Below are 23,467 nucleotides of genomic sequence, written 5' to 3'. Positions count from 1 at the left end.
GAAGCCGAACCCTTGTACATTCAAGCTTTAGATATTTGTGAGCGACGCTTAGGGGTAGATCATCCAAATACTTTGAGTGTACGTAAAAATTTAGCATATTTGCGCGATCGCCTGTCCTCAGAATCATAACAGCGATCGCCTAATCTCGGCTTTTCACGTTCTAAGCAAGAATATTCTTGTTTCAAATAAGAACGTTCCTGTTGTAAGTGAGAACATTCTTGTTTCAAGTGAGAGCGTTCTCGTTGTAAGTGAGAATGTTTCTGTTTCAAGTGAGAGCGTTCTCGTTTCAAACTAAAAGTTTCGTGTTCTGAAGTGAAATGATGACGTTGTGAGTGCGATCGCCCACTCTTTTTACTTAAAGTTTCGTGTTCTGAGGTGGAATAGTGGGGTTCTGAACGCGATCGCTTGAGCTTTTTACTTAAAGTTTCGTGTTCTGAGGTGGAATAGTGGGGTTCTGAACGCGAGCGCTATCGTTGAAAACATCCTCTGTAAACTGTTTTGTCATCTATTCCAGCAATATAATGCGATCGCCAAACTTAGCCGCTAGTTTTTGATCATAAGTTAACACTTGAGTATCAGATTGAATTGCTGTTGCCACGAATAACGTATCGTAGAATGAATGACTTGCCGCAACTGCCAGCCTTAAAGCGGCATCTCGAATCTGAGAACTAGGAATCATTACATCAACTAGTGCCTCAGCATCTTGTAGCGTATCTAAACCTAGTTGCAATGGCAGTTGCCTAAATTGTATCCACTGCCAAATTACATTTCCCAACTCGGCAAACAACGAATCTGGCACTACAATTTGATCTACAGTTTCTAAAGCAGCTATTGCCTGTTCATACCTGTCCTCTACGCGTAAGAGTGCATAGGCAAATACCATCGTATCAATCACCATCAGGGTTGTCCTGCTGATTTCCAAGTCTGTACACGGCTTTCTGTTTCTATTGGTAAAGCCTCGACTCGTTGACGAATACGCCCCAGCACTTCATCACGTTTTCTATAGCGTTTTGGTAACAATTCGCGGATTTCTTGTTCCAGTTCATGGAAAAAATTTTCTGCTTTTTCTCCTTGTTCTGGCTGCATTTGTTCCAAAGCAAGTTTAATTTCCTTTAAGGTTGCTACTAATTCAGCAGTATCCAAAAGTTCTTGATAAGATTCCGCATCTTGAACAACCAACTCTGCTTTTCCGTTGACAGTCAGAACTAAGGGATGTTTTGTTTGTTTAATACGTTGTAAAAACTCAGTAGTATTACGCTTAAACTCGGTGAGAGAATGTATATCTTTTGATAGATTTATCAGCATATAAACATTGAATTAGCACTTAATTAGATGCTAATAAGTAGATGTGGAGTTTGTCAATCCAATTCTGGAATGTTTGCAGTTTATCGAGGAATGCGATCGCCTGCCTTGATGTTGCAGATTTATACTTAAGTGCTAAATGTGTAAAGTTGATACAGCAGATAGCCATCAAGCTTGTATATATGCAAAATAGAAATTTGTAGGAACTGCAATTTAAAACTAAAGTTAGTAAATCAATATTTTTCAGTCAGTATGATGGAGCAAAATGATCATCAACAGCGCCGCGCCGCTAATCAAGAGTTTGAACAATCTCTCAATCAATTGGAAGGTATCTTACACGACGAAAATCTGGCTGAGAATGAAGCAACTCAGGCTGAGGAAATAACTGATGCCGAATTAGTGGATGAGTTGGGCGATATTGATTTAGCGGCTTTTGAGGATGCCGTTGCTGATATTGAACAATATTTGCAAGAAAAGACAAAGTGATGCTTGTCTAGCCAGCTGTTATTTGTCGCCGAGCTTCATACAACATTAAAGCAGCTGCGATCGCCACATTCAAGGACTCTACTCCCGGACTCAGGGGAATATTCACTTGTTTATCTGCCATCTTTGCCAAGTCTGCCGATAAACCTGCGCCTTCGTTCCCCAATAAAATTAAACTGGGTTTGCGCCAATCAATTTCCCAATAAGTTAATTTTGCTGTCGGCAAGGTAGCGATGACTTGCATTCCCGCCTGCTGACTTTGCTGAACTGTGGTTGATAAATCTTCAGTCACTGCCATATTTAAGCGAAACCATTGTCCAGCACTAGCACGCAACACTTTGGGGTTATCTAAATCTACACTATCGTCACTCAGCCATAATCCTGATGCACCAGCCGCAGCTGCTGTGCGAATAATCGTACCTAAATTTCCAGGGTCTTGGATGGTTTCTAAGGCTAAAACAATGCCATCAAAGGGGACTTGATTGATCGATTCGCTACGTCTGGCTGTGGCGACTACTCCATCTGGTTGTATTGTAGTGGCGATCGCTCCTAAAACTTCCTCACTGACAATTTCGGCGCGATCGCAACGACTACAAACCTTTTCCCACAATGCGGTATGACTGGCTTGCCAATCTGGTGTACAACACACCGTTTCTAAGGAATAATTTACCGCACAAGCTTCCTCCAACAAATGCGTCCCTTCCAGCAAAAATAATTCTTGCTTGTGACGCTCTTTAGTAGAGTGCAGCTTGCGAATTTGCTTAACGAGAGAATTTTGTAAACTAGTTAACACAATTAAAGGCAAAAGTAAAAAATAAAAAGTAAAAAGTAAAAGTTTCTTTCTTTTGCCTTTTAACTTTTACTCTTTAACTTTCAATGCGGAACCCGGGACTTGAACCCGGAAGCCTTGCGGCACTAGAACCTGAATCTAGCGCGTCTGCCAATTCCGCCAGTTCCGCTGGCATCGATTTTATATCGACAGTTTATTATTATTACTCAAATGTTTATTTTTGTCAAGTAATAGCCAAATATTCTGTGTCATAGATATTCCAGAGCGAAGATTGGGAACTATGATGGGTGGTTAGATTTTGCCCAAACCAAAGTACAGTATCTAGGGAGTATGGCGATCGCTAATGAGCGTAATTTCCCAATTCACCTTAGACTAAACTATGGTTATTTCAGCCCTCAATTCACTAGCTAAAAAATATATTGATTAATACAAGATGTAGACAAATTAAATCTTTACTGTAGAATCAAAACCAACTTCAACCCTTGAAAACTACGTATTATTTTTGGAGGTAGGCTTATCAATCCTTCTACCAGCTTACCAGATGCCAAGCTTGCACCTCAAGCAGACTCCTCAGTCTTGCAAATTTGGGGTGGGCATCCTTTGCATGGTCATGTAAAAATTAGCGGAGCAAAAAATTCAGCACTGGTAATCATGGCTGGAGCATTGCTCTGTTCTGGAGATTGTCACATCCGCAATGTTCCCTTGTTGGCGGATGTGGAAAAAATGGGACAAGTTTTATCAGCCTTGGGTGTACGCGTCTCACACCAAGATGACATCTTAGATATTAATGCCAGCAACATTACTACATCTAAAGCTCCGTACGAACTCGTTACTCAACTACGCGCCAGCTTTTTTGCCATTGGTTCCATACTAGCAAGGCTAGGAGTAGCGCAAATGCCTTTACCTGGGGGCTGTGCTATTGGCGCTAGACCAGTTGATTTGCACGTCCGGGGACTGCAAGCAATGGGAGCCGAAGTACAAATTGAACATGGCATTTGTAATGCTTATGTTCCCGGTGGCGGCAGATTAAAAGGAGCCAAAATTTACCTCGACACTCCCAGTGTGGGAGCAACGGAAACGTTGATGATGGCTGCTACCCTGGCTGATGGTGAAACCATCATCGAAAATGCTGCCCGTGAGCCAGAAGTTGCTGATTTGGCGAATTTCTGTAACGCAATGGGAGCCAAAATTCATGGTGCTGGTACTAGCATAATTACAATTGTGGGTGTGCCTCAATTGCATTCTGTTGACTACAGCATTATCCCCGATCGCATTGAAACCGGAACTTTTTTGGTAGCAGGTGCGATTACGCGTTCCGAAATCTTACTATCCCCAGTCGTACCCGACCATTTAATTCCCGTGATTGCCAAACTCCGAGAAATCGGCGTACCCATCATTGAGGAAGGCCCAGATTGCTTGCGACTGCTACCTGCGGAAACCCTCAAGGCGACATATATTGAAACCTTGCCCCATCCCGGTTTCCCCACAGATATGCAAGCACCGTTTATGGCGTTGCTCACTTTAGCTGAAGGTGACAGCATCATTAACGAATCTGTGTTTGAAAATCGCTTGCGCCATGCTTCCGAGTTAAATCGCTTGGGAGCAGATATTCGCGTTAAAGGCAATGCGGCCTTTGTCCGGGGAGTCCCGATGTTATCAGGTGCGCCTGTATTAGGCACAGACTTGCGTGCATCAGCAGCCCTCGTCTTAGCTGGATTAGCAGCGGAAGGTTTAACTACCTTTCAAGGATTGCATCACCTCGATCGCGGCTACGATCGCCTCGATCTCAAATTGCTGCAACTGGGCGCTAAAATCAAGCGTGTACAGGAAATCCCTACACCAGAATTAACATCTAATGGCAGTAACCCGCCAGTAACAATTTCGACTTAGTAGTTAGGTGGGCATTGCCCACCCTACTTAATCGTTATAATGAGGAGTGTTTGCTTATTTACTTGCAAAAATATACAACTTAGCTTTAATTAGACTGTCTAAAGTTGTTTTTTTTATTCAGTCACTTTAAAAAAGGTAAGAAAAAATGCTTAAGCCCATCAAAATGATGACGGAATCATTTGCACCTAATTTAATGCGTGACTTAATTAAACTAATAAAATTTAAAATAACTCAATTAGTTAATAATGCAGTGAGGTTTTATTGGCAAGTTATGGGGATTTCACCTCACAGTAATTTGCTAGGATTAACTTATGCAAATGATAAATTCACTGATGGTGCTGGAGCGCAAATTCAAAGAATATATAGTATTTATGCGGCTTCCCGATTGCTTCAGGTGCCATACATTCATTCACCCTTAACTAAATTAAACTATCAAGGTTTGGTTGCTCTTGAGCAAAATACTACAAATCAAGATATTGTTGATGAATATAATCAAATATTTAAAATATCCTCTGATAGAGAATTGCCAGTCGATTATACTACTGAATATATTAAAAATCTAGATTTATTGACTTTTGAAAAACTGAGAAGAAAGGCACTAAAAAGCAAAAAGTTCATTTTGGCTAAAGTCTTACTTCCCTATAAAATCACAGATACCTATCCAGAAACTTTACAATGTGTCAAGGATGTATCCCCTTTCCCTTTGCAGAAATCATCAGTGATTCGTATTGCCATCCATGTGAGAAGAGGAGATTTATTGTTTGTTGCTTCTCACAGGATGCTGTCAAATGAATATTATATTTCCGTAGCTCAAAAAATCAGCGCGATTTTGGATCAACTGAAACTTGATTATGTGTTTGAATTACATACTGAATTGCCTACACAATCTTTTACGGTGACAGCAAATCAACATAGTATGTTAAAAAGTGATGTGGTTGTTGATTATAAATCAACTCAGTTGGCAGAATTTGATGTCATACCTAATTTAGAAAAGTTTGTTAATGCTGATCCCATAGAAACGCTTCAAAGAATGTCATCAGCAAACGTACTTGTAATGAGCCACTCTTCATTTAGCTATTTATCAGCTATTTTGAATGTAAAAGGAGTGATTCTTTACCATAAATTTTGGCATAGTCCCCTGAAAAATTGGTTAATAACTAACAATGTAGGGGATTTTTCCCAAGAGGAATTTATTCAGCAACTCCAAAAAAATTTAGCAGTGCCTGAACAAATTTCTAGTTTGATAGAATGACAATAAGTTATTCTGCAACACCTCATTTTTTTAACTTGCTACATCATGTCATTTATTAAAACCCCGCTGATTGGTTTAAAAGCTGACTCCTTTCGTCATCCCTTAGACCTGGAATCTACCAAAACTCTCAAACAGATACCAGGTATTGATTTGATGGTGCGAAATTGGCTGGGGCCAATGGCGGAGCAAGTTTTTTATGTAGAAAATATTGCCTCTAGTATTTTAGTTAGTGAAAATCAACTGCCTGATTTACATAAATTATTACTAGAAGCTTGTAAAACTTTAGATATTGAGCCACCACAATTATATGTGCGGCAACATCCAGCACCTAACGCCTACACTTTTGCAATGCGCGGTAAGCAGCCGTTTGTGGTACTGCATACTTCTTTGATAGATATTCTTACCCCAGAAGAAATTCAAGCGGTAATTGCCCATGAATTAGGGCATCTTAAATGTGACCACAGTGTCTATTTAACGCCTGTAAATTTATTAATTTTAGCGGCGGCAATTGTGCCAAATGTGGGGAATTTGCTGGCGCAAGCCATCCAAACACAACTTTTAGAATGGGTACGCTGTGCTGAGTTTACCTGCGATCGCGCTGCTTTGTTAGCCACTCAAAACCCTAAAGTGGTCATGTCTGTACTCATGAAACTTGCAGGCGGTTCACCCACACTCGCACCCCAACTCAACCTTGATGCCTTTGTTGAGCAAGCTCGTGCTTACGATGATATTAGTAAAACAGAATTGGGTGAAATGGTGAAAGCAGCCCGCACAGCCCAATTAAGTCATCCCGTCCCAGTCCTGCGTGCCAGAGAAATTGACCGTTGGGCTAGTAGTCAAGAATATCAAACTTTACTGCAAAGTCACGGTTTGAAAAATTCTGGTGAAGTACCAGCAAAAGGCGGTTGGCGTAACTGGTAAACCGAGATAATCTGCGGTAAGTCGTAGGCGATCGCCCTCATGTAAGATATGGGTATAGTCCTAAAATCTTTTAATGACCAGGTTTCCCTACGACCAATTTGCCAAAGATTATCTTCAAGAACTATTACAACCATTGGGAAAAGTAGAAACTAGCCGCAAAGTTTCTGCGGAAATCCGTGAGATTGATGTTTATTTCGCACCGACATCTCCAGCAACCACTGATAAAATATAATTAGGTTTATTAGGAAAAATTGCATCTGCACCTGCATTAATTGAACCTTTTAGAAATGCCGCTACAATTGCGGAAATTCGCAGTTGTATGAACAAGTTATTTGATATATTTCCCGAAATCAAGCTTCAGGCTAAAGTTGATAACAATCGAGTCGCCGAATCAGAATTACCTCGATTGTGGATTTTATCACCTACGGCTTCTGAGTCCATATTAGAGGGTTTTAGAACCAGCGAAGACCTAGAAAACTGGGAAGTAGGTGTACATTTTCTTGGGAATTATTTAAGAATAGCGATTGTTGCCATTCATCAACTACCACGTATTGAAGAAACACTATGGCTGAGAATTTGAGGTAAAGGCAGAGTCCAGCAACAAGCCATAGATGAACTAGAAGCACTGTCACCAGAAAATCCCTTACGTGCTAAAGCCATTGATTTATTATTGAGTTTGAAGACGACCTTGGAAGTAAATCAAAATATAGACCAAGAGGATAGGGATTTAATTATGCGCTTATCACCTATTTATGAACAAAAATTAGCCGAAGCTAAACAAGAAGGGCTTCAAGAAGGTATTCAAGCAGAACGCCGTAAGCTGATAGAGAATTTATTGCGATTCCGGTTTGGTTCTTTAGATACTCAATTAACAGGGATTATAGAACCTATATTGGCATTCTCACCAGACGAATTTACGCCTTTATTACTGCAATTATCGCGCGAAGAATTGTTAGATAGATTTATGTAGAAGATGTGTAAAAAATTTTAGGTAATTAAGAAAAAGCTTTTTGGTATGCTAACTTGAGCAGACTCAAAAAAGTAATTTTTCAAGCAAAAACGCCTTTATGACAGATGTCTCTCAGCCAATTAACCTCTGGGAATACGAACAGTTAGCCAAACAGCATCTCTCACAGATGGCTTTTGATTATTACAGCAGTGGCGCTTGGGATGAAATTACATTACGAGAGAATCGGACGGCTTTTGAACAGGTGAAATTGCGCCCTCGGATGTTGGTTGATGTGAGCGATCGCAACTTAACCAGTTCTATTTTAGGACAGCCTGTACAACTACCCCTATTAATTGCACCAATGGCTTTCCAATGTCTAGCCCATCCACAGGGAGAACTTGCTACGTCTTTAGCAGCCGCTACCGCAGGTGTAGGTATGGTGTTGAGTACAATGGCAACTAAGAGTTTGGAAGAAGTTGCTGCGGTAGGTTACAAACATAATGCCTTGCAATGGTTCCAACTTTATATCCATAAAGACCGAGGCTTGACGCGGAATTTAGTTGAACGGGCTTATGCTGCTGGTTATCAAGCTCTTTGTTTGACAGTGGATGCGCCGATTTTAGGAAGACGAGAACGCGATTTGCGTAACGAATTTACCTTACCATCAGGGCTACATTTGGCAAATATTGTAAATATCTCAGGGTTGAATATTCCCCAAGAATCGGGAGAATCTGGATTATTTACCTATTTTGCCCAGCAATTAAACCCTGCTGTAACTTGGCGTGACTTGGAATGGTTACAGTCATTATCGCCATTACCTTTGGTACTCAAAGGTATTTTACGCGGTGATGATGCTGTGCGTGCTGTGGAGTATGGAGCTAAAGCAATTGTAGTTTCTAATCATGGTGGCAGACAACTCGATGGAGCGATCGCGTCATTCGATGCACTAGCTGAGATAGTTGCATCTGTTGATAATCAAGCCGAAGTACTGGTAGATGGTGGTATCCGTCGCGGTACAGATATCCTCAAAGCCTTGGCTATTGGTGCAAAAGCTGTCCTCATTGGCCGCCCTGTACTGTGGGGATTAGCTGTCGCTGGGCAAGTTGGTGTATCGCATATCATCTCGCTGTTAGAAAATGAGTTAAGCGTGGCAATGGCTCTGAGTGGTTGTACATCTATAAAAGATATTGACTCTAGTTTAGTGACTGGAAATTACTTGCAATAACTTCAAAAGATATGTTATTTTAGGAAAGTTGCACCCAAGGGCGGGTGGCGAAACTGGTAGACGCACCACACTCAAAATGTGGCGACCTTGCGGTCATAGGAGTTCGATTCTCCTCCTGCCCATTGTTAATAGTTTTTCAAGCTTGTTGTCCATTGATACAATGAGTAATTAAATGGCGTTGAGGCAAATTTGTGTCATCGAGTTAAGCCTTACATACTTTAGGCTTACAGATGTTTGTGTTGATATAGCTTGTCAGTCTCTGGTGCTGATACTGGGCTTAACTCTCTTTAAGTACAAGCTTTACACCCTCAATGACATTAATTTGGCACAGCGACAAATAAAAAATCACTGTAAAAAATTAGTCAGACCTGTAACGTGGTCATCAAGTTGCACAAATATGGAAACAATGGAAAGTGACGCGTTGTGATGAAAACTGGTTCTGTGGCAATCTGACGAAATTGCTTGAAACGATTGAAATATCGCTTTTTTAATCGCCAATGTCAGATTGCAAGTCTTGTTCTAATTGTAATGCTTCATTTAATATTGCATTTGTAAATTTTATACTTTTCAAATAAGTATAGTAAGCTGCCACTGGCACTGTTAATACATCACTCCAGGCTTGTTCTGCTTGATGAAATTCTTGAATTATTGGATTGTTTGCAGAGCGTAATTTCTCATGTTTGCATCCTAATTGCTGAATTTCCTCTATTATTGGCAATTGAGAAATTAACCCCTGATAATAGTCACTAACTGTTAGCAAATAATCATAAATATGATGGGAGATTCGTTTACCAACTGGCTGTAGTAAGTTACAAGCCAGCGCAGGGATAATATGCCAAGTTTCTGCTAATAAATCTTGATCTAATCCTGATATTTTGGCAGGAATCAGCAAATCTATATTACTAATAAAATCTATTTCTACTGATAACAACATCACATAAACAATCAACCATTGCTCATCTACGTCTTCCGATAATTCAGGTTCTTTGACAATCATTACATAACGTGGTGGTGAGTTGCCTATCAAAAAACTTCTTGCTAAGGAAGAATATAAACTATATTGCTCTTCACTTGCAAAATTTAGAGGACTTTGTATTAAATAATTAACTTTCCAAATTTCTCCAGCTTTTGGCTTTAAGATATTATACATTTGCTTATTCAGGAAGATAATTTTTTCAAAACTTATAGGCATATACTTTTATTTTGATACAAGGTGATTCATGAGCAAAATTCAACATAGGATTGTCTCCAATCCATGTATTAGGTAAGATTGAAATTTTTCACTACTGATGATTTATTATAATTTTGATAAGCAAGCTTTAAAGTGAAATTTTTCTGGCTTACCACTGCTTTGTTGAGCGAATATCTGCTGTCTTTTGCTGGCGAGTTTTTTGTAGTTTCTTCTTTATATCTTTAATTTCTACTAATCCTAACGACTCAGCAATACGCCCTAAGAGTTCTTGCCATCGCTTGGAAACTTCACCCTGGCTAATTCTTAATTCAGTAGCAATTTGAGTTTGTGTTTTACTATCAACTTTTGCTTGCCATAATTTTAGATAATTTCGGTGGGGATAGTATTTATCAAGTTGGTAAATAGACTCTAGTGTTTTCATAATTAAATCTGCACGTTCTATAGCATCCAAGGTGCTAAATTCATCAGAAATTGTGTCTAATAGAGACATATCCGTTCCTGGGATATTATCGTCCAAACTCTGGCATTTCCTTAAACTTTCTTTACGAACAAAATCAATAATTACACATCTAGCTACAGCAACAGCCCAGTAATAAAACTGTTCTACAGTCCCTTGCCGAAACTTTCCTGCTTGAAAAGCCACAAACACTTTTAAATAAGCGATTTGAGAAGCATCTTCCCAAGATAAACCTGTTCCCCTAGTGTATTTACGGGCAATCTTTTCTAATCTCTGACGGTAGTCCAATCTAATCAGAGTTTCTTCATAAGAAGACAGTAATTCCTGTTCTAATAGCATAAGTTATTAAGCAAAATTAATTTTCTAGCTCAAATGCTTTTACACTTTAAAACACACTAACTATATGATTGAAAAATTTATTTACTCTATGTTAGCTACTATGCTTTCACGTGTAATTAGTTGTGTTTTATGGAAATACTCAAGTGGATTTTGAGAACATTTACTTACATTTCTAAAACAAATATTAGGCAAAATCAATAAATTAATGTACTCAAGAAACAAGTAAAATAGACAATAATATGTGTATTATTGTTCTTATTATTTTGAACAAGACAGAAAAAAAAGATAAAAATAAATAATAATTAGAATAGACAATCTTGAAAATTTGATTATCAGCAAGCTATTCCTTGTTTAGCAATGCTTTTTCAAAGCTATACGAAGTATCTATAAGACAATATTTAAATTATTTAGTCTAAAGGATTTCAACATTTTTTTTTATTAAAAGTGATAGCCGCTTTTATCTTCAACTTGATATTGGAATGACTACTATTAATCTTTGTGTACAAGACAAAAAATAATTTATGTCCTACAAATATCTGAAAATACTGTTTTTAGCATGGTATTTTACATATAATATTCTGGGGAAACTGTTCATAAACGTAATAAATTAAAAATCAACCCTATTTATTTTGCAGGAACTAAGATCATGGCTAAAACTAGAATTTTTACCTTACATTCCAATTCCATAGAAGCATTTATCGACAATCTAATTACAGAGCAAACAGAAACTATATTGGGAGGTCTTTATCCCTATGGGTTTCGCATTATGAACAATACGGATAGACTGTATATCAATGCTGTTGATAATAGTGTTAGATTTGATGGTGGAGGTGCAGGTTCAGTCAATTATCATGATAATAATATTCATACAACAACTAGTTCAAGGTCAATATACAATAGATTTATTTATTAGTTATTGAACTTATATTTTTGCAACTGTATTACCAAAAGTTGTTGATAAATTATTTAAGAGTAACCCGGATTTCTGAAAAGTAAAAAATCCGGGTTATATATTTACTAAAATTTGTAATATTGATTTGGTCTACTTTCGGCGATCGCAACTGTTTTCAGCCTACTAAAATTTATCAGTATACAATGATAGTATTTCTTTGTCCTTTGATAGGAACCCCATTTATGTAAATTTTTCTAGAATTATCTATACTGTTAATTTTTTTACCACTATATTCAAAGCTATCTGTGCTTTGAGATTTAGTTTGGGGCTTACTCGGATTCTTAGTAATGTTAATTATATAAGCATAAGGAGAATCTTCATTAGGCTGGCAATAGCCTCCCAATAAAGTTTCTGCCTGGATTGGAGTTATTTCTTGTATAAGTAACTCTGCATTATTATGATCAAATCCTAAATCTATTATTTCAGCCATTATCTTACTCCTTTATCTTAATATGTATAGCTTTGTACAAATCTAATTGTGTAATTGATGGCAACTAAAAGTATCTCAAATTCTTATTTTTATTTATAATAATATTATATAAAAATTAAATTATCCTAAAGCAATAAATAAATATTAACCTTTGGCAGTAGCTATTAGTTGGCTTTTGTTTTACTTTCTAAAATTTACCATCATTTATCTAAAATGATTTATCAAGAATATCTCTTGTTTTGACATTATACTTAAAGCAACCTGTACTATATATGGCGTTCAACAGCAATATTATTACATTTAACATTCCGATTACTTTTATTGACATTAATTGACCAGACAAAAAAGGATTTATGTCTTATAAATATTACGAAATCCCTGGTGACAATATAATAATTTACATATAATATTCAAAGAAAACAGGTTAGTAATACAACAAACTAAAAAATCAGTTCTACTTAGTTCATAACAAGTTACATTATGAAAAAAATTGTAGTTTCCGCCTTATATCCCTATTCTATAGAAACATTTATCCACAATTTAACTATAGAGCAAGCAGAAACTATATGGGGAGGTAGTTATCCCTATGGGTTTGAAATAATGAACTCTAGTGATAGGACGTATATTCATGCTTTTGACAAAAGTATGAGATATGACGGTGGAGGTGTAGGTTCATTCAATTCTCATGATAATAATATTTATGCTATAACCAGTTCAAGGTCAATATATAATTGAATGATTTATTAGTTCTTGATAATTATTGCAACTGTAGCGACAAAAATGGCTGATAAATTTTTTGATATTAAGCCGGATTTTTTCAAGTGAGAAGTCCGGTTTTTAAATTTAATAAATTAATTTATGTATTTGCGTATAAAAGTTTTCTACTGAAGCTGTAAGTATTTAGTGTAGCTTTTACTCTCGAACAAGCATCTCAAGAATTGGTGTATTTTATTACTTACTCAATTACGAGAAAATGGGAATTTAGGATATGGGTACGGTAAGAGATCGCTCTGTCAATAAATACTGAAAGTTAATTAAAGACAAATGATAGGCTCGCTGATCTGATTTTAACTTGGACAAAAATCTAATTTTGGAATATTTTGCATCGAGTATACGTTAAAGGAAATAGGAACAGTTCACTATTAAGCTCATAAATAGATAAGGAATTTTGGCTATTAGCAAATACTTGACTTGGATATTTACCTTAATGTGATCTGTGACGGGAAAAGATGTGCGTACCTTTTCACAACGAAAAAGTGCCACTTTAACCTTGATCCTGATGCTCTTAATTACACAATATGCTATTGCAAATTATCGATATCGAAAATAACGAACTGTTCAGCGAACTTTCTCCTCAAGAATCTGCTTACGTTAGTGGAGGTTTACCTGCATCCTATGCCTTCGGTGGAGCTGCACTAACCGCCGGGATTTTTGCTGTGTTAATTGCGCTCGGAGTTAACTCTCTTGGATCGGAGTTTCGGAATCCAATTTCTGAAAGCCGTTCCCAGGCTAATGTCTAGATTTTGGCTAAAAGTTTTAGTGAGCTTTAAACAATAAAATTTCAAAGCTTGATTAAACTAAAGTTCCAAAATCTTACTTCGACTATTTTTTCTGAAAGTGGCAAAACAGGATTAACCTTCTTATCTCCTAAGCTTATTTCTATAATTTGAGGAAAATAACGCGTCTTTATTTGATTGCAAGAAATTGAATCTGATTAAATACCCACTACTTATGATTGAGCAAAATAGACGCGTTATTAGACTTTTTATTTTCATAAAAAGTCTCTTGAAATAATTTATTTAGATATTTAGCCTAATGTGATTTGTAACAAGAAAAGATCTGCCTAACTTTTGGCTATAAAGAAGCGTAACTTTACTCTTGACCCTGATGCTATTAATTCACAATATGCTGCAAATTACCGATCTCGAAAATAATGAACTGTTCACCCAAGCCTCTTCAGAAGAACTAGCTACTGTATTAGGAGGTATTACTGGTGTTGATTTGGCTAATATTCAGGATGGTATAGGTAATTATTCAAATAGCGTTAGCCTGTTTTCTGTAGATAGCAACAAGCTCTTTACGATTGACCTTTCAAGATTAACTATTAATTTGGTAGCGGTCTTACCTTCAGGTTTACCAAATGTTCTACGTTGGACTAACTGGATTTAAACATTAATTCTGCTGGCTTGTTGAAGTGAACTAAATGCACAAGTTGTGCAAATTAACTTGGAAGAGATAATTATGGTATACAAACAAAGACAGCCATTCACAAAACCGGTAAGTTGGTATTTGATAATGTTGACAGCCGCTATGGCTGTAGTTCCTGGCGTACTTTCTCTCTACAGCTTTTCACGATTTCAGTTGAATTCTAAATTAGACTTACCTACTCCTAATATTTCTCCTACGATAACTGCTGTTACTGCTTTAGGTTCTTTACAACCTGAAGGAGAAATCATTCGTCTATCTGCTTCTAACTCTCAAGGAAGTGTTCGAGTGGCGAAACTTCTGATTAAACAAGGAAGTTGGGTACGTCAAGGACAAATAATTGCTGTTCTTGATAGTTATTATTCCCGTCTTACAGCCTTAGAAAAAGCACAAAAACAAGTTTTAGTAGCCCAAGCGAGTCTTAATCAAGTAAAAGCGGGAGCTAAATCGGGAGATATATCTGCACAGCAAGCAACTATTGATCGTCTAGGAGCTGATCTGTCTGGAGCAATATCTGCACAACAAGCAACTATTGTTCGACTAGAAGCGGAATTAAGTAATGCTGAAAGCGAAAATCAGCGCTATCAGCAGCTATATAAAGTAGGTGCAATTTCTGCTTCTGAATCAGAAGCCAAACGTTTGCAAGTCGAAATTCTGCAACAGCGCTATAAGGAAGCAAAAGCTTCTAACAGTCGAGTTGTAGAAACTATTCAACAGCAGCTGATGGAGGCCAAAGCCAAGTTCGCAAGTATTACAGAAGTCCGTGCTACTGATGTGCAAGCAGCACAAGCTAATGTCGAGAGTGCAAAAGCTTCAGTTAAACAAGCTCAGGCTGAGTTGGATTTGAGTTCTGTGCGATCGCCGATAGCTGGACAAATTCTGAAAATTAATACTCGTCCTGGCGAAATTATTGGGACGAAAGGAATAGCTGACTTAGGCCGTACACAACAGATGTATGCAGTAGCAGAAATTTATGAAACTGATATTAAAAAAGTACGTTTAGGTCAGTCAGTCGTTATTACTAGTGATGCTTTACCAAAGCAATTACGAGGAACAGTCACAGATATTGGTCTGCAAGTCGGACAACAAAATATGTTTAATAATTTGCAAGTCGATACAGATAACAAAGTAATTGAGGTAAAAATTCGGATTAACAACATGAAAGATTATAAACAAATTACCGCTCTTACTAACTTACAGGTGCAGGTACGCATTCGCATCTAATTTTATAGAGAAGCCTGGATGAATACACCAACTAATTATTTTTTTGTAATGGGTAGTTTCTAGATATAGGACTATAAAATGATTATTAATATATCTCTAGCTTGGCTACAGTTAGCCCGACAAAAAGCTCGTTTCCTTGTGGCTGCGACTGGAATTGCTTTTATTGCGGTCATGATGTTTATCCAAGTTGGTTTTCAAGATGCTTTATATACTAGTGCTACACAGTTACATAATCATCTCAAAGGCGATTTATTCATCATCAGTACTCAATATCAATCATTGACATTTAATCAAAGTTTTCCCCGTTGGTATTTATATCAGATACTAGGGTGTGATGGGATAGAATCAGTCAATCCATTGTATATGCAGTTTGCTAAACTAAAAAATTTAAATAATGGGATTAAATTTCCCATATTTATATTAGGCTTTGAACCGGATAAATCAATTTTAGATTTACCCATTATTCAGCAGAGTCACAGTTTACTACAATTACCAAACATAGTTTTATTTGACAGTAAATCTCGATCACAATTTGGCCCAATCTCTCAAGAATTTGAAGAAGAAAAAACTGTAATTCTTGAAATATTTAACTATACTTCTTCAATTGGCTATAAAGTAAAAGTTGGTGGATTATTTAGCTTAGGGCCATCCTTTGGAGTTGATGGAAATTTAATTGTTAGTGCCTCTACTTTTTTCCAAATATTCCAAGGTCGTTCAGTACAAAATGTAGATATAGGCATCATTAATCTCAAACCCGATGCTAACCCTCAACGGGTTTTGGCTAGTTTAACTGCCAACTTACCTAAAGATGTAATAGTAATTACACGCCAGGATTTTATTAATCTGGAAAAAAACTATTGGACTGTCAGAGCGCCAATTGGATTTGTGTTTCAATTGATGGTGACTATGGTATTTATTGTTGGTGTAGTAGTTGTCTATCAAATTCTTTATAGTAATATCTCTAGTCATTTAGCTGAATATGCAACTCTTAAAGCAATGGGTTTTAAAAATAAATACCTGCTAATTGTAGTATTTCAACAATCTTTAATATTAGCTTTTTTTGGATACATACCTGGTTTGGCTATATCTATAGCTTTGTACGATGTAGCTCAAGATTTTACTAACTTACCAATTAGTATGAGTTTAGATAAAGCAGCGTTAGTATTATTTTTTATAGTGTTAATGTGCTTGGCTTCTGGGTTTATATCAACCAAAAAATTGCGGAATGTAGATCCAGCTAACTTTTTTTAATTTTATTTACGTAATTGCTTTGGTAATATAGTCATGACAGACTTTATTGTTGGCATCACAAATCTTAATCACTATTTTGGAAAGCAAACATTAAAAAGTCAGATTTTATTTGACATTAGTTTCAATATTAAGTATGGAGAAATTGTAACTATGACTGGGCCTTCGGGTTCAGGTAAAACCACTTTATTAACTTTGATTGGTGGGTTACGTTCTGTGCAGCAGGGAAGTTTGAAATTTCTCGATCAAGAGCTTTATGGAGCTAGTAATGACAAATTAGTAGAAGTGCGTCGTCATATTGGCTATATTTTTCAAACTCACAATTTACTGAATTTCTTAACATCTCGACAAAATGTTCAGATGTCACTTGAATTAGACAATAGTATTCCTAAATGGGAAGCTCGTAAAAAATCAGAAGCTATGCTTCATGCTGTTAAATTAGGGAATCGAATTAATTGCTATCCATCTGAACTTTCTGGTGGTCAAAAACAACGAGTAGCAATTGCCCGTGCTTTAGTAAGTCATCCTAAATTAATTTTAGCTGATGAACCTACAGCTGCATTAGATAGTAAATCAGGTCGAGATATTGTGAACCTGATGCAACTATTAGCTAAGGAACAAAATTGTGCCATTTTAATGGTTACTCATGACAATAGAATTTTAGATATCTCTGAGCGAATAATACACATAGAAGATGGTCGAATAGTTAAGAAAGTTTAGGATTTATAAAAAAATGGCTAACAACCATTTAAATCTGTTCACAAATGGTACTATTTTTTATTTTTTTAAATAAATAACTCTCAATAATATGCTTCAATTTTCAAGACTATTGTAATTTCTGAGGAGAAAGCAAAATAATGGCTAGTATTATAATTTCTTATTTTCACCCTACTGACGTAGAGGTATTTATGTACAATCTAACACTATCTCAATGTGAGGCTGTATTGGGAGGTTATACCTATGTTAATTTAATAAATATTACTGATAGCGTAAATAGCATTAGTAATACATACTATTTAGGTTCTTACGCGTTTAATTTCCATGATAATAGAATTTACACAATAGACTATACAAGGTCTATTTACAACTTCTTCTATCTTTAGTTATGAGACATTGGATTACCTCTAACTTCAGTTGGGCTTCTTCTAAGAGTTCTGTAAGAATCACACTAGTCTCAGGAGATGTGTTGCTTTATTCTGATAGGGCTTGAGCAGCATTTACAGATGTATGAACAGTAAAGTCATACATAATATTTCTGTTCATGAATTAAAAGCAATTTATAAATTCTGAAGCGACAGTTAATTTGTCATAATTGCGGAAGGCGACATTTATTTATTCACTGCCAAGAAATAGTTTAATACTTTTTGAATAGCTAAAACTCCTGCTCTATAAGTATTTGAGCGATAACATTAATTTGTCACTGTACACAATTATTCTCAATATTATCTATCCTGTTCTGCGGCGCTGCGTTCTCGTGCCAAGCCATCAATAGCATCACCCAAGGCGGTGGTGAGACTTTTGCGTGTTTGAGCGTGGCTTTCTTGTTCAGTTTTCAATGCTTGCAATAGGCGATCGCGTTCTTTAATAGCTGCAATCAATTTTGTCTGCAATTCTCCCACCGCTTGGATTTGAGTGATTTCAGATTGAATGGCTTCGATTGCTTTCCCGTCAGCGAGTGTTGCAGCTTCGATACCTTGGAGTTTGTGAATATTGGCTTTGAGAGATGCGATCGTTTGTTGGAATAGATGCGCGTCTGTACGGCGTTGTTCTGCTTCTGTGTTGTAGAGTTTTCGCCATTTCTCCGCACTTTCCCAAGCTGCTGCTAAATCAACTTTTTGTTCTGCAAGTTGGCGTTTAAGTGCTTGAATTTCTGCTAACCATTGCTGCGTTAAAGATGTACTTTCACTCATTTTTCTAAGGCTGTATTTGTATAGTGTCAGTTGTAACTGCACTCTGATTATCTGTCACTCTTAATTTGGAGGTGTATCTGCCATCAAACTTGTAGATGGTGATGTTTGAGTATAATGGTTACAGTTCTACCATTGCCAATGCTTGGTGGATTAATCAATTTACCAATTGTCTAATATCAGATTTGCATCTTCACTAATTAGCTCTTCAGGGTATTGAGCCGCCGACTCTATAATCATCTTCGCTTCAGGAGTCCCGATTTCTGCTAATGCGAGGAGAGACTTTCTTGGTACATTGAACCAAATATCATAAGACCATCGGTATGTTAATGCTTTGGATAATGCAGGAATTGCTCTTTCATCACGCAATACATCTAAAAGTTCAATAACTGATTCATGAAGACCATTATTACTCTCATCATTGAGGATTTGACAAAGTATAGGTGTGTAATCCTTTGATAAGTTACTCCATGCTGCCATCATGATAAACGAAGCCCCAGGATAATCTGGATTTGAAGCATATTTTTCCAACTCCTGAATCACTTCGCTAACTGAAGGAGGTGATGTTTCAAATTCCTTTTTCATCTCCTTTAAAAGTCTTGATGATTCAGTGGGCCTTGGAGAATCCTTGAATAATTTCAGATATTTTTCAATCGTCCTACTTAGCATTTTATAGCCTATTGATATTAGTGCGATCGCCTCTTGCGTAGGTTGGGTGAAACGTAGACTTCCCGTAGGGTAGTGGAACCCAAAAAATGCTTTGAAGAAAACCGCAAAATTTTTAACTATAAAAATATCTCAATTCCAACCGTCAAATTTACGCTGCAATTATTTTATCTGTTACAGTGTTCTCTCAAAATTTGATGATTTGGTAATACCAAAACGGGATAGGCTAACCTATCCCGTCAACATATCCTATCGCTTAAACTTTAACACCAAGTCTAAGTTCCAGTAGTCCAAGAGTTGATGTACTCAATTTGATCTGGTGTCAAGCTATCGATATAAATACCAATAGCTTCCAACTTCAACCGGGCAATTTCTTGATCTACCTCAGTAGGAATGGAGTGTAAACCAGGTTCTAATTTACCTTGATTCTTCACCAAATATTCGCAAGCCAATGCTTGGTTTGCAAAACTCATATCCATTACCGCGCTGGGATGTCCTTCGGCTGCGGCGAGGTTGACTAAGCGTCCTTCACCCAAAACAATCACTGATTTACCACTCTTCAGTTTATATTGTTCGGTAAAGGGGCGTACTTGCTTAATTTCTTCAGCTTGACTAGCTAAATATTTCAGGTCAAGTTCAATATCAAAGTGACCAGAGTTACAAACGATCGCACCGTCTTTCATGACATCGAAATGTTCACCGCGAATGACGTGCTTGTTACCAGTCACGGTAATAAATAAGTCACCTTGAGGTGCAGCTTCAGCCATTGGTAAAACGCGGAAGCCATCCATCACCGCTTCAATTGCTTTGATGGGGTCAATTTCGGTGACAATGATGTTAGCACCCAAACCACGGGCGCGTAATGCTGTACCTTTACCGCACCAGCCATAACCAGCAACAACAATAGTTTTGCCAGCTAAAAGAATATTTGTCGCCCGGATAATCCCATCTAGGGTTGATTGTCCTGTACCGTAGCGATTATCAAAGAAGTGCTTGGTGTCTGCGTCGTTGACATTCACCGCTGGGAAGGTGAGAACACCGTCTCTGAACATAGCGCGTAAGCGCACAATTCCCGTTGTGGTTTCTTCTGTAGTCCCAATTAAATCAGCAATTTGATGTTGGCGTTGCTGAACTAGGGTAGCAACCACATCACTACCGTCATCAATAATAATGTTAGGACGGTGGTCTAAAGCAATTTGAACGTGGCGGTTATAGGTTTCGTTATCTTCGCCTTTAAGTGCAAAGACGGGAATTTCATGATCGACGACGAGACTAGCAGCTACGTCATCTTGAGTTGATAAGGGGTTACTCGCAATTAAAAGTGCATCTGCACCACCAGCTTTGAGCGCAATGGCTAGATGTGCTGTTTCTGTGGTGATGTGGGCGCAAGCCACAAGGCGAAGCCCCGCAAAAGGTTTTTCTTGAGCAAAGCGATCGCGGATTTGCCGTAAAACTGGCATTTCCCGTCCAGCCCATTCAATGCGCTGTCTTCCCAAGGGAGCGAGGGCGAGGTCTTTAACCTCGTGCTTTAATCGGGGAGAAGTTGCGGTCATAAGTTCCTCAAAAACGTAAAAAATGTACGTAAATATCGGTTACGCACTTTATTAGTTTATTGTACGACTAGGATTTTTGGGTTGCTTAGTTTGGATTTAGAATTGGATGGCGTGAAGGGCGATCGCTCCTGAGTTTAATTTATTGCCTGTCTAACCAAGCCTGTAAATCAGCCAAACTGTTAAAATCCAACAATGCTTCGCTTAAATCTTCCAAAACAGGCAAAGGCAAATCATCAATTGCGGAGCGCATTTCGCCAGATGCTACTGAATCATATCGGTAAGCTTCTGCATTACTTGGCAGTGTGGCTAGTAATTGAAACAACAGTGTAGGAGATTGTTGAAAAAGTTTGTAAAATATTGAATCTCAGCGAATGAAGTAGCAATAACAAGATATGTTCAATATTTTAAACTTATTTATCTGCCTGTATTAATCTTGTCGGTGCTGGACTTATGCTTTTCGGAAAAGTCCTAGAAGAAACTGTGAGTGAGGCTGGCGGAATGGTTACAAGTCTACGCTGCGTTCAACTTGCTAAAGATACTAATGACAGGCTCGACAAGATTTTAGCTGAGTTGGATAACAAAAGTTAGAGACTTATTCCCAATAAATGCTTTAATTTATCTCTGGTAAGAAAATAATCATATATTCTGCTAAGTTAGCTCCAAAAGTTGATGAACCAAAATGTCATCTATCTAAAGAATTAAAAAATCTAAATGTCATAATTTTCAACATTTAAGCAGAAAATTCAACTTTAGATAGGTACAATTACTAAAGTCAATTTTGGAGCATAGCTAAGGAAGTAATCAAAAATAGATTTTTCTTAAGGAGGTGTTGAAGTGCGTTGGCATTTTTTGGCGATTTTTGGTTCAATAACGGTGTCTGTTGTGTCTTTACCACCAGTGACAGCCCAGATTCCATTGTTACCACTGTTGCAAACTCCCAGCAGTCCCAGTAATGACTCTGATAATAGAACTGTTTCTGACTGGATTTATTTAGATGGTCGGCGTTTATTTCAGATAAGCGCCACGAAAACTAATTTATCAGAGCGCTTACAAAACATTCAACGAAATTTGAATCAAATTAGCCAGAATTACTTTCAATCCTCTGAACAAGAAGTCAATGTCGAGGTGCGGAAAGTTAACGAAATACCTGTAATTCAGGTTAATGGCGAATATCTGATGAGTGTCACTGCGGAGGATGCGAAACTCCGACAGGAAGATCAGCAGATATCGGCGAATCAAATTGCTGATGCTTTACAAGAAGATTTACAGCGAGCAAAGCAAGAACGACAAACTCAATATCTGATCAATCAAGGTAAAATTGCTGCTGGCGTTGGCCTGGTAATGGTGGTCACAAGTTGGGGTGTATATTATTGGCAGCGTCGTTCACGAAAAGAACCAGCACAGTCAGTTCCCTCAATCTCTTCAACAGCGCAACCAATTACTACGCAACTGAATCAACAGCAACATCGTCATTTCCAGGAAGTTAAGAAGCGTTTGTTTCAGTTAACGCAAGCAGGAATCTGGGGAGGGGGCAATTTTCTAATTTTGGGGCTATTTCCCTACACTCGGCCGTTTCAAGTAGCTATTCTCTCCGCTGCTCAAATTCCGATAAAACTCGCTGTTGTGGTGTTGGGGACTTATGTCGCTACCCGTTTCAGCTATGCTCTCATTGATCGCTTTACTACTACACTCATCAGCAGTGGGGCTTTATTAACCACTGATACCTCGGAACGTCTGCGTTTACGAGTATCTACGTTTTCGGGCGTGACTAAAAGTATTGTCACTATTATCTGGATAGGAGTTGGGATTTTACTCGCCTTAGTTTCTTTGGGTATCGATATTGTTCCCTTACTTGCAGGTGCAGGTTTAGTTGGTGTTGCTGTATCTTTGGCTTCCCAAAACCTGATTAAAGATGCAATTAACGGCTTCTTGATTATTCTGGAAGACCAGTATGCTTTGGGTGATGTAATTAATGTTGGCAATGTGGGCGGCTTAGTGGAAAATCTCAATTTGCGGATGACACAATTGCGTGATTCTGAAGGACGCTTAATCACCATTCCCAATAGTGAGATTAAAATTGTTGCTAACCTTTCTAGCCGTTGGTCACGCGCCGATTTAACTGTTCCCATTGCTTATGAAGCTGATGTTGACCATGCTTTGAACTTGATTAAAAAAGTAGCTTTAGAAATGGATCAAGACCTGCAATGGAAACATCAAATTATCGAAACTCCGCAGGTTTTAGGTATTGATAATTTTGGCGATCGCGGTTTAATTATCCGTGTTTGGATTAAAACCCAACCTCTTAAACAATGGGATGTCGCACGGGAATATCGCCGTCGCCTGAAAGTTACCCTCGACCAAGCAGGAATTAATATCCCTGTACCACAACAAGCAATTTGGGTGAACGATGCACAGCTATTGAATGCACAGATGAATGGAAAAGCAGATGAGTCAATAGTCAATAGTCAATAGTAGTGTGGGC

At 37.7% G+C, this 23,467-nt stretch carries 23 protein-coding genes, 2 tRNA genes and 1 pseudogene; 15 read left to right on the top strand and 11 right to left on the bottom strand.

Annotation, left to right across the window (positions count from 1 at the left end):
- Nucleotides 1-129, top strand: a 129-nt coding sequence (locus NCWK1_RS30500; RefSeq protein WP_146033983.1) for a tetratricopeptide repeat protein, incomplete at its 5' end; no start/stop codon positions are given.
- A 376-nt stretch (nt 130-505) separates the two neighbouring features.
- Here the strand turns inward: NCWK1_RS30500 and NCWK1_RS12630 are convergent.
- Both NCWK1_RS12630 and NCWK1_RS12625 read right to left on the bottom strand, forming a co-directional pair.
- Nucleotides 506-898 (bottom strand): type II toxin-antitoxin system VapC family toxin, encoded by a 393-nt coding sequence (locus tag NCWK1_RS12630; RefSeq protein WP_103124956.1) that lies wholly within the window; start codon nt 896-898, stop codon nt 506-508.
- The gene (locus NCWK1_RS12625) at nt 898-1,305 is read right to left on the bottom strand and encodes a type II toxin-antitoxin system Phd/YefM family antitoxin (protein WP_222838783.1); all 408 of its coding nucleotides are present in this window, start codon (nt 1,303-1,305) and stop codon (nt 898-900) included. Before NCWK1_RS12625 ends, NCWK1_RS12630 begins: the two co-directional genes overlap by 1 nt.
- A gap of 249 nt (nt 1,306-1,554) precedes the next feature.
- Between NCWK1_RS12625 and NCWK1_RS12620 the strand changes: the two genes are divergently transcribed.
- Nucleotides 1,555-1,788 carry a hypothetical protein gene (locus tag NCWK1_RS12620; RefSeq protein WP_245894890.1) on the top strand — a complete coding sequence of 78 codons (234 nt, stop codon included), beginning with the start codon at nt 1,555-1,557 and terminating at the stop codon, nt 1,786-1,788.
- A 7-nt stretch (nt 1,789-1,795) separates the two neighbouring features.
- Here the strand turns inward: NCWK1_RS12620 and NCWK1_RS12615 are convergent, their stop codons facing one another.
- Both NCWK1_RS12615 and NCWK1_RS12610 read right to left on the bottom strand, forming a co-directional pair.
- Nucleotides 1,796-2,578, bottom strand: a complete 783-nt coding sequence (locus NCWK1_RS12615) for a TrmH family RNA methyltransferase (RefSeq protein ID WP_103124955.1) — start codon at nt 2,576-2,578, stop codon at nt 1,796-1,798.
- A gap of 84 nt (nt 2,579-2,662) precedes the next feature.
- A tRNA-Leu gene (locus tag NCWK1_RS12610) sits at nt 2,663-2,744 on the bottom strand.
- 347 nt (nt 2,745-3,091) lie between these two features.
- Between NCWK1_RS12610 and murA the strand changes: the two genes are divergently transcribed.
- The 6 genes and pseudogenes from murA to NCWK1_RS12575 all read left to right on the top strand — a co-directional run bounded on the left by murA (nt 3,092) and on the right by NCWK1_RS12575 (nt 8,934).
- Complete coding sequence (gene murA / locus NCWK1_RS12605; protein ID WP_103124954.1) at nt 3,092-4,465, top strand: UDP-N-acetylglucosamine 1-carboxyvinyltransferase; 1,374 nt, start codon at nt 3,092-3,094, stop codon at nt 4,463-4,465.
- A gap of 145 nt (nt 4,466-4,610) precedes the next feature.
- Nucleotides 4,611-5,717, top strand: a complete 1,107-nt coding sequence (locus NCWK1_RS12600) for an O-fucosyltransferase family protein (protein ID WP_146033982.1) — start codon at nt 4,611-4,613, stop codon at nt 5,715-5,717.
- A 45-nt stretch (nt 5,718-5,762) separates the two neighbouring features.
- Nucleotides 5,763-6,638, top strand: a complete 876-nt coding sequence (locus tag NCWK1_RS12595; RefSeq protein ID WP_096578372.1) for a M48 family metallopeptidase — start codon at nt 5,763-5,765, stop codon at nt 6,636-6,638.
- A gap of 73 nt (nt 6,639-6,711) precedes the next feature.
- Nucleotides 6,712-7,608: pseudogene (locus tag NCWK1_RS29555) on the top strand (RpnC/YadD family protein).
- Nucleotides 7,609-7,705: 97 nt separating this feature from the next.
- Nucleotides 7,706-8,812, top strand: a complete 1,107-nt coding sequence (locus NCWK1_RS12580; protein WP_103124952.1) for an alpha-hydroxy acid oxidase — start codon at nt 7,706-7,708, stop codon at nt 8,810-8,812.
- A 38-nt stretch (nt 8,813-8,850) separates the two neighbouring features.
- Nucleotides 8,851-8,934, top strand: a tRNA-Leu gene (locus NCWK1_RS12575).
- A gap of 365 nt (nt 8,935-9,299) precedes the next feature.
- On the opposite strand, the gene NCWK1_RS12570 is transcribed toward NCWK1_RS12575, so the two are convergent.
- Together NCWK1_RS12570 and NCWK1_RS12565 are read right to left on the bottom strand one after the other, a co-directional pair.
- The gene (locus tag NCWK1_RS12570; protein WP_103124951.1) at nt 9,300-10,004 is read right to left on the bottom strand and encodes a hypothetical protein; all 705 of its coding nucleotides are present in this window, start codon (nt 10,002-10,004) and stop codon (nt 9,300-9,302) included.
- A gap of 148 nt (nt 10,005-10,152) precedes the next feature.
- Nucleotides 10,153-10,800: a sigma-70 family RNA polymerase sigma factor gene (locus NCWK1_RS12565; protein ID WP_103124950.1), complete on the bottom strand. Its 648-nt coding sequence runs from the start codon at nt 10,798-10,800 to the stop codon at nt 10,153-10,155.
- A 646-nt stretch (nt 10,801-11,446) separates the two neighbouring features.
- On the opposite strand from NCWK1_RS12565, the gene NCWK1_RS12560 reads away from it, so the two are divergent.
- Nucleotides 11,447-11,713, top strand: coding sequence for a hypothetical protein (locus tag NCWK1_RS12560; protein ID WP_103124949.1), 267 nt, complete (start codon nt 11,447-11,449; stop codon nt 11,711-11,713).
- 172 nt (nt 11,714-11,885) lie between these two features.
- Here NCWK1_RS12560 and NCWK1_RS12555 read toward each other — a convergent pair whose 3' ends face one another.
- The gene (locus tag NCWK1_RS12555) at nt 11,886-12,182 is read right to left on the bottom strand and encodes a hypothetical protein (RefSeq protein ID WP_103124948.1); all 297 of its coding nucleotides are present in this window, start codon (nt 12,180-12,182) and stop codon (nt 11,886-11,888) included.
- A 1,905-nt stretch (nt 12,183-14,087) separates the two neighbouring features.
- Between NCWK1_RS12555 and NCWK1_RS12540 the strand changes: the two genes are divergently transcribed.
- From NCWK1_RS12540 to NCWK1_RS12525, 4 genes are all read left to right on the top strand, one after another.
- Nucleotides 14,088-14,351 carry a hypothetical protein gene (locus tag NCWK1_RS12540; protein ID WP_187308135.1) on the top strand — a complete coding sequence of 88 codons (264 nt, stop codon included), beginning with the start codon at nt 14,088-14,090 and terminating at the stop codon, nt 14,349-14,351.
- Between the two features lie 72 nt (nt 14,352-14,423).
- Nucleotides 14,424-15,611, top strand: a complete 1,188-nt coding sequence (locus tag NCWK1_RS12535) for an ABC exporter membrane fusion protein (RefSeq protein ID WP_103124970.1) — start codon at nt 14,424-14,426, stop codon at nt 15,609-15,611.
- Nucleotides 15,612-15,689: 78 nt separating this feature from the next.
- Nucleotides 15,690-16,862 carry an ABC transporter permease DevC gene (devC, locus tag NCWK1_RS12530; RefSeq protein WP_103124944.1) on the top strand — a complete coding sequence of 391 codons (1,173 nt, stop codon included), beginning with the start codon at nt 15,690-15,692 and terminating at the stop codon, nt 16,860-16,862.
- Between the two features lie 33 nt (nt 16,863-16,895).
- A complete protein-coding gene (locus tag NCWK1_RS12525; protein WP_422730857.1) occupies nt 16,896-17,579 on the top strand; it encodes a DevA family ABC transporter ATP-binding protein in 684 nt (227 codons plus the stop codon).
- A gap of 722 nt (nt 17,580-18,301) precedes the next feature.
- On the opposite strand, the gene NCWK1_RS12520 is transcribed toward NCWK1_RS12525, so the two are convergent.
- The 4 genes from NCWK1_RS12520 to NCWK1_RS30400 form a co-directional block, all read right to left on the bottom strand.
- Nucleotides 18,302-18,769, bottom strand: a complete 468-nt coding sequence (locus NCWK1_RS12520; RefSeq protein WP_096578368.1) for a hypothetical protein — start codon at nt 18,767-18,769, stop codon at nt 18,302-18,304.
- Between the two features lie 159 nt (nt 18,770-18,928).
- A complete protein-coding gene (locus NCWK1_RS12515) occupies nt 18,929-19,351 on the bottom strand; it encodes a HEAT repeat domain-containing protein (RefSeq protein ID WP_146033981.1) in 423 nt (140 codons plus the stop codon).
- A gap of 356 nt (nt 19,352-19,707) precedes the next feature.
- Entirely contained in the window at nt 19,708-20,985 is a 1,278-nt protein-coding gene (gene ahcY / locus NCWK1_RS12510; protein ID WP_103124941.1) for an adenosylhomocysteinase, read from the bottom strand.
- A 139-nt stretch (nt 20,986-21,124) separates the two neighbouring features.
- A complete protein-coding gene (locus NCWK1_RS30400; RefSeq protein ID WP_281259122.1) occupies nt 21,125-21,343 on the bottom strand; it encodes a DUF4351 domain-containing protein in 219 nt (72 codons plus the stop codon).
- A gap of 68 nt (nt 21,344-21,411) precedes the next feature.
- On the opposite strand from NCWK1_RS30400, the gene NCWK1_RS30495 reads away from it, so the two are divergent.
- Both NCWK1_RS30495 and NCWK1_RS12500 read left to right on the top strand, forming a co-directional pair.
- Nucleotides 21,412-21,573: a TRADD-N-associated membrane domain-containing protein gene (locus tag NCWK1_RS30495; protein WP_340641200.1), complete on the top strand. Its 162-nt coding sequence runs from the start codon at nt 21,412-21,414 to the stop codon at nt 21,571-21,573.
- 246 nt (nt 21,574-21,819) lie between these two features.
- On the top strand, nt 21,820-23,457 hold the full coding sequence (locus NCWK1_RS12500; protein ID WP_103124940.1) for a mechanosensitive ion channel family protein: 1,638 nt from the start codon (nt 21,820-21,822) through the stop codon (nt 23,455-23,457).
- Nucleotides 23,458-23,467 lie beyond the last annotated feature (10 nt).

Origin of the sequence: Nostoc cycadae WK-1 (assembly GCF_002897135.1) — a bacterium.
Classification (GTDB): Bacteria; Cyanobacteriota; Cyanobacteriia; order Cyanobacteriales; family Nostocaceae; genus Nostoc_B.
Note: the sequence above shows the minus strand (reverse complement) of the source record. Positions and strands in the feature narration are given on the sequence as shown.

What these genes read in the sequence shown, in the direction of transcription:
- NCWK1_RS12630 (WP_103124956.1), bottom strand. Translation starts at nt 898, where the DNA reads ATGGTGATTGATACGATGGTATTTGCCTATGCACTCTTACGCGTAGAG.
- NCWK1_RS12625 (WP_222838783.1), bottom strand. Translation starts at nt 1,305, where the DNA reads ATGCTGATAAATCTATCAAAAGATATACATTCTCTCACCGAGTTTAAG.
- NCWK1_RS12620 (WP_245894890.1), top strand. Translation starts at nt 1,555, where the DNA reads ATGATGGAGCAAAATGATCATCAACAGCGCCGCGCCGCTAATCAAGAG.
- NCWK1_RS12600 (WP_146033982.1), top strand. Translation starts at nt 4,611, where the DNA reads ATGCTTAAGCCCATCAAAATGATGACGGAATCATTTGCACCTAATTTA.
- NCWK1_RS12595 (WP_096578372.1), top strand. Translation starts at nt 5,763, where the DNA reads ATGTCATTTATTAAAACCCCGCTGATTGGTTTAAAAGCTGACTCCTTT.
- NCWK1_RS12580 (WP_103124952.1), top strand. Translation starts at nt 7,706, where the DNA reads ATGACAGATGTCTCTCAGCCAATTAACCTCTGGGAATACGAACAGTTA.
- NCWK1_RS12570 (WP_103124951.1), bottom strand. Translation starts at nt 10,004, where the DNA reads ATGCCTATAAGTTTTGAAAAAATTATCTTCCTGAATAAGCAAATGTAT.
- NCWK1_RS12565 (WP_103124950.1), bottom strand. Translation starts at nt 10,800, where the DNA reads ATGCTATTAGAACAGGAATTACTGTCTTCTTATGAAGAAACTCTGATT.
- NCWK1_RS12560 (WP_103124949.1), top strand. Translation starts at nt 11,447, where the DNA reads ATGGCTAAAACTAGAATTTTTACCTTACATTCCAATTCCATAGAAGCA.
- NCWK1_RS12555 (WP_103124948.1), bottom strand. Translation starts at nt 12,182, where the DNA reads ATGGCTGAAATAATAGATTTAGGATTTGATCATAATAATGCAGAGTTA.
- NCWK1_RS12540 (WP_187308135.1), top strand. Translation starts at nt 14,088, where the DNA reads ATGCTGCAAATTACCGATCTCGAAAATAATGAACTGTTCACCCAAGCC.
- NCWK1_RS12535 (WP_103124970.1), top strand. Translation starts at nt 14,424, where the DNA reads ATGGTATACAAACAAAGACAGCCATTCACAAAACCGGTAAGTTGGTAT.
- devC (WP_103124944.1), top strand. Translation starts at nt 15,690, where the DNA reads ATGATTATTAATATATCTCTAGCTTGGCTACAGTTAGCCCGACAAAAA.
- NCWK1_RS12525 (WP_422730857.1), top strand. Translation starts at nt 16,896, where the DNA reads ATGACAGACTTTATTGTTGGCATCACAAATCTTAATCACTATTTTGGA.
- NCWK1_RS12520 (WP_096578368.1), bottom strand. Translation starts at nt 18,769, where the DNA reads ATGAGTGAAAGTACATCTTTAACGCAGCAATGGTTAGCAGAAATTCAA.
- NCWK1_RS12515 (WP_146033981.1), bottom strand. Translation starts at nt 19,351, where the DNA reads ATGAAAAAGGAATTTGAAACATCACCTCCTTCAGTTAGCGAAGTGATT.
- ahcY (WP_103124941.1), bottom strand. Translation starts at nt 20,985, where the DNA reads ATGACCGCAACTTCTCCCCGATTAAAGCACGAGGTTAAAGACCTCGCC.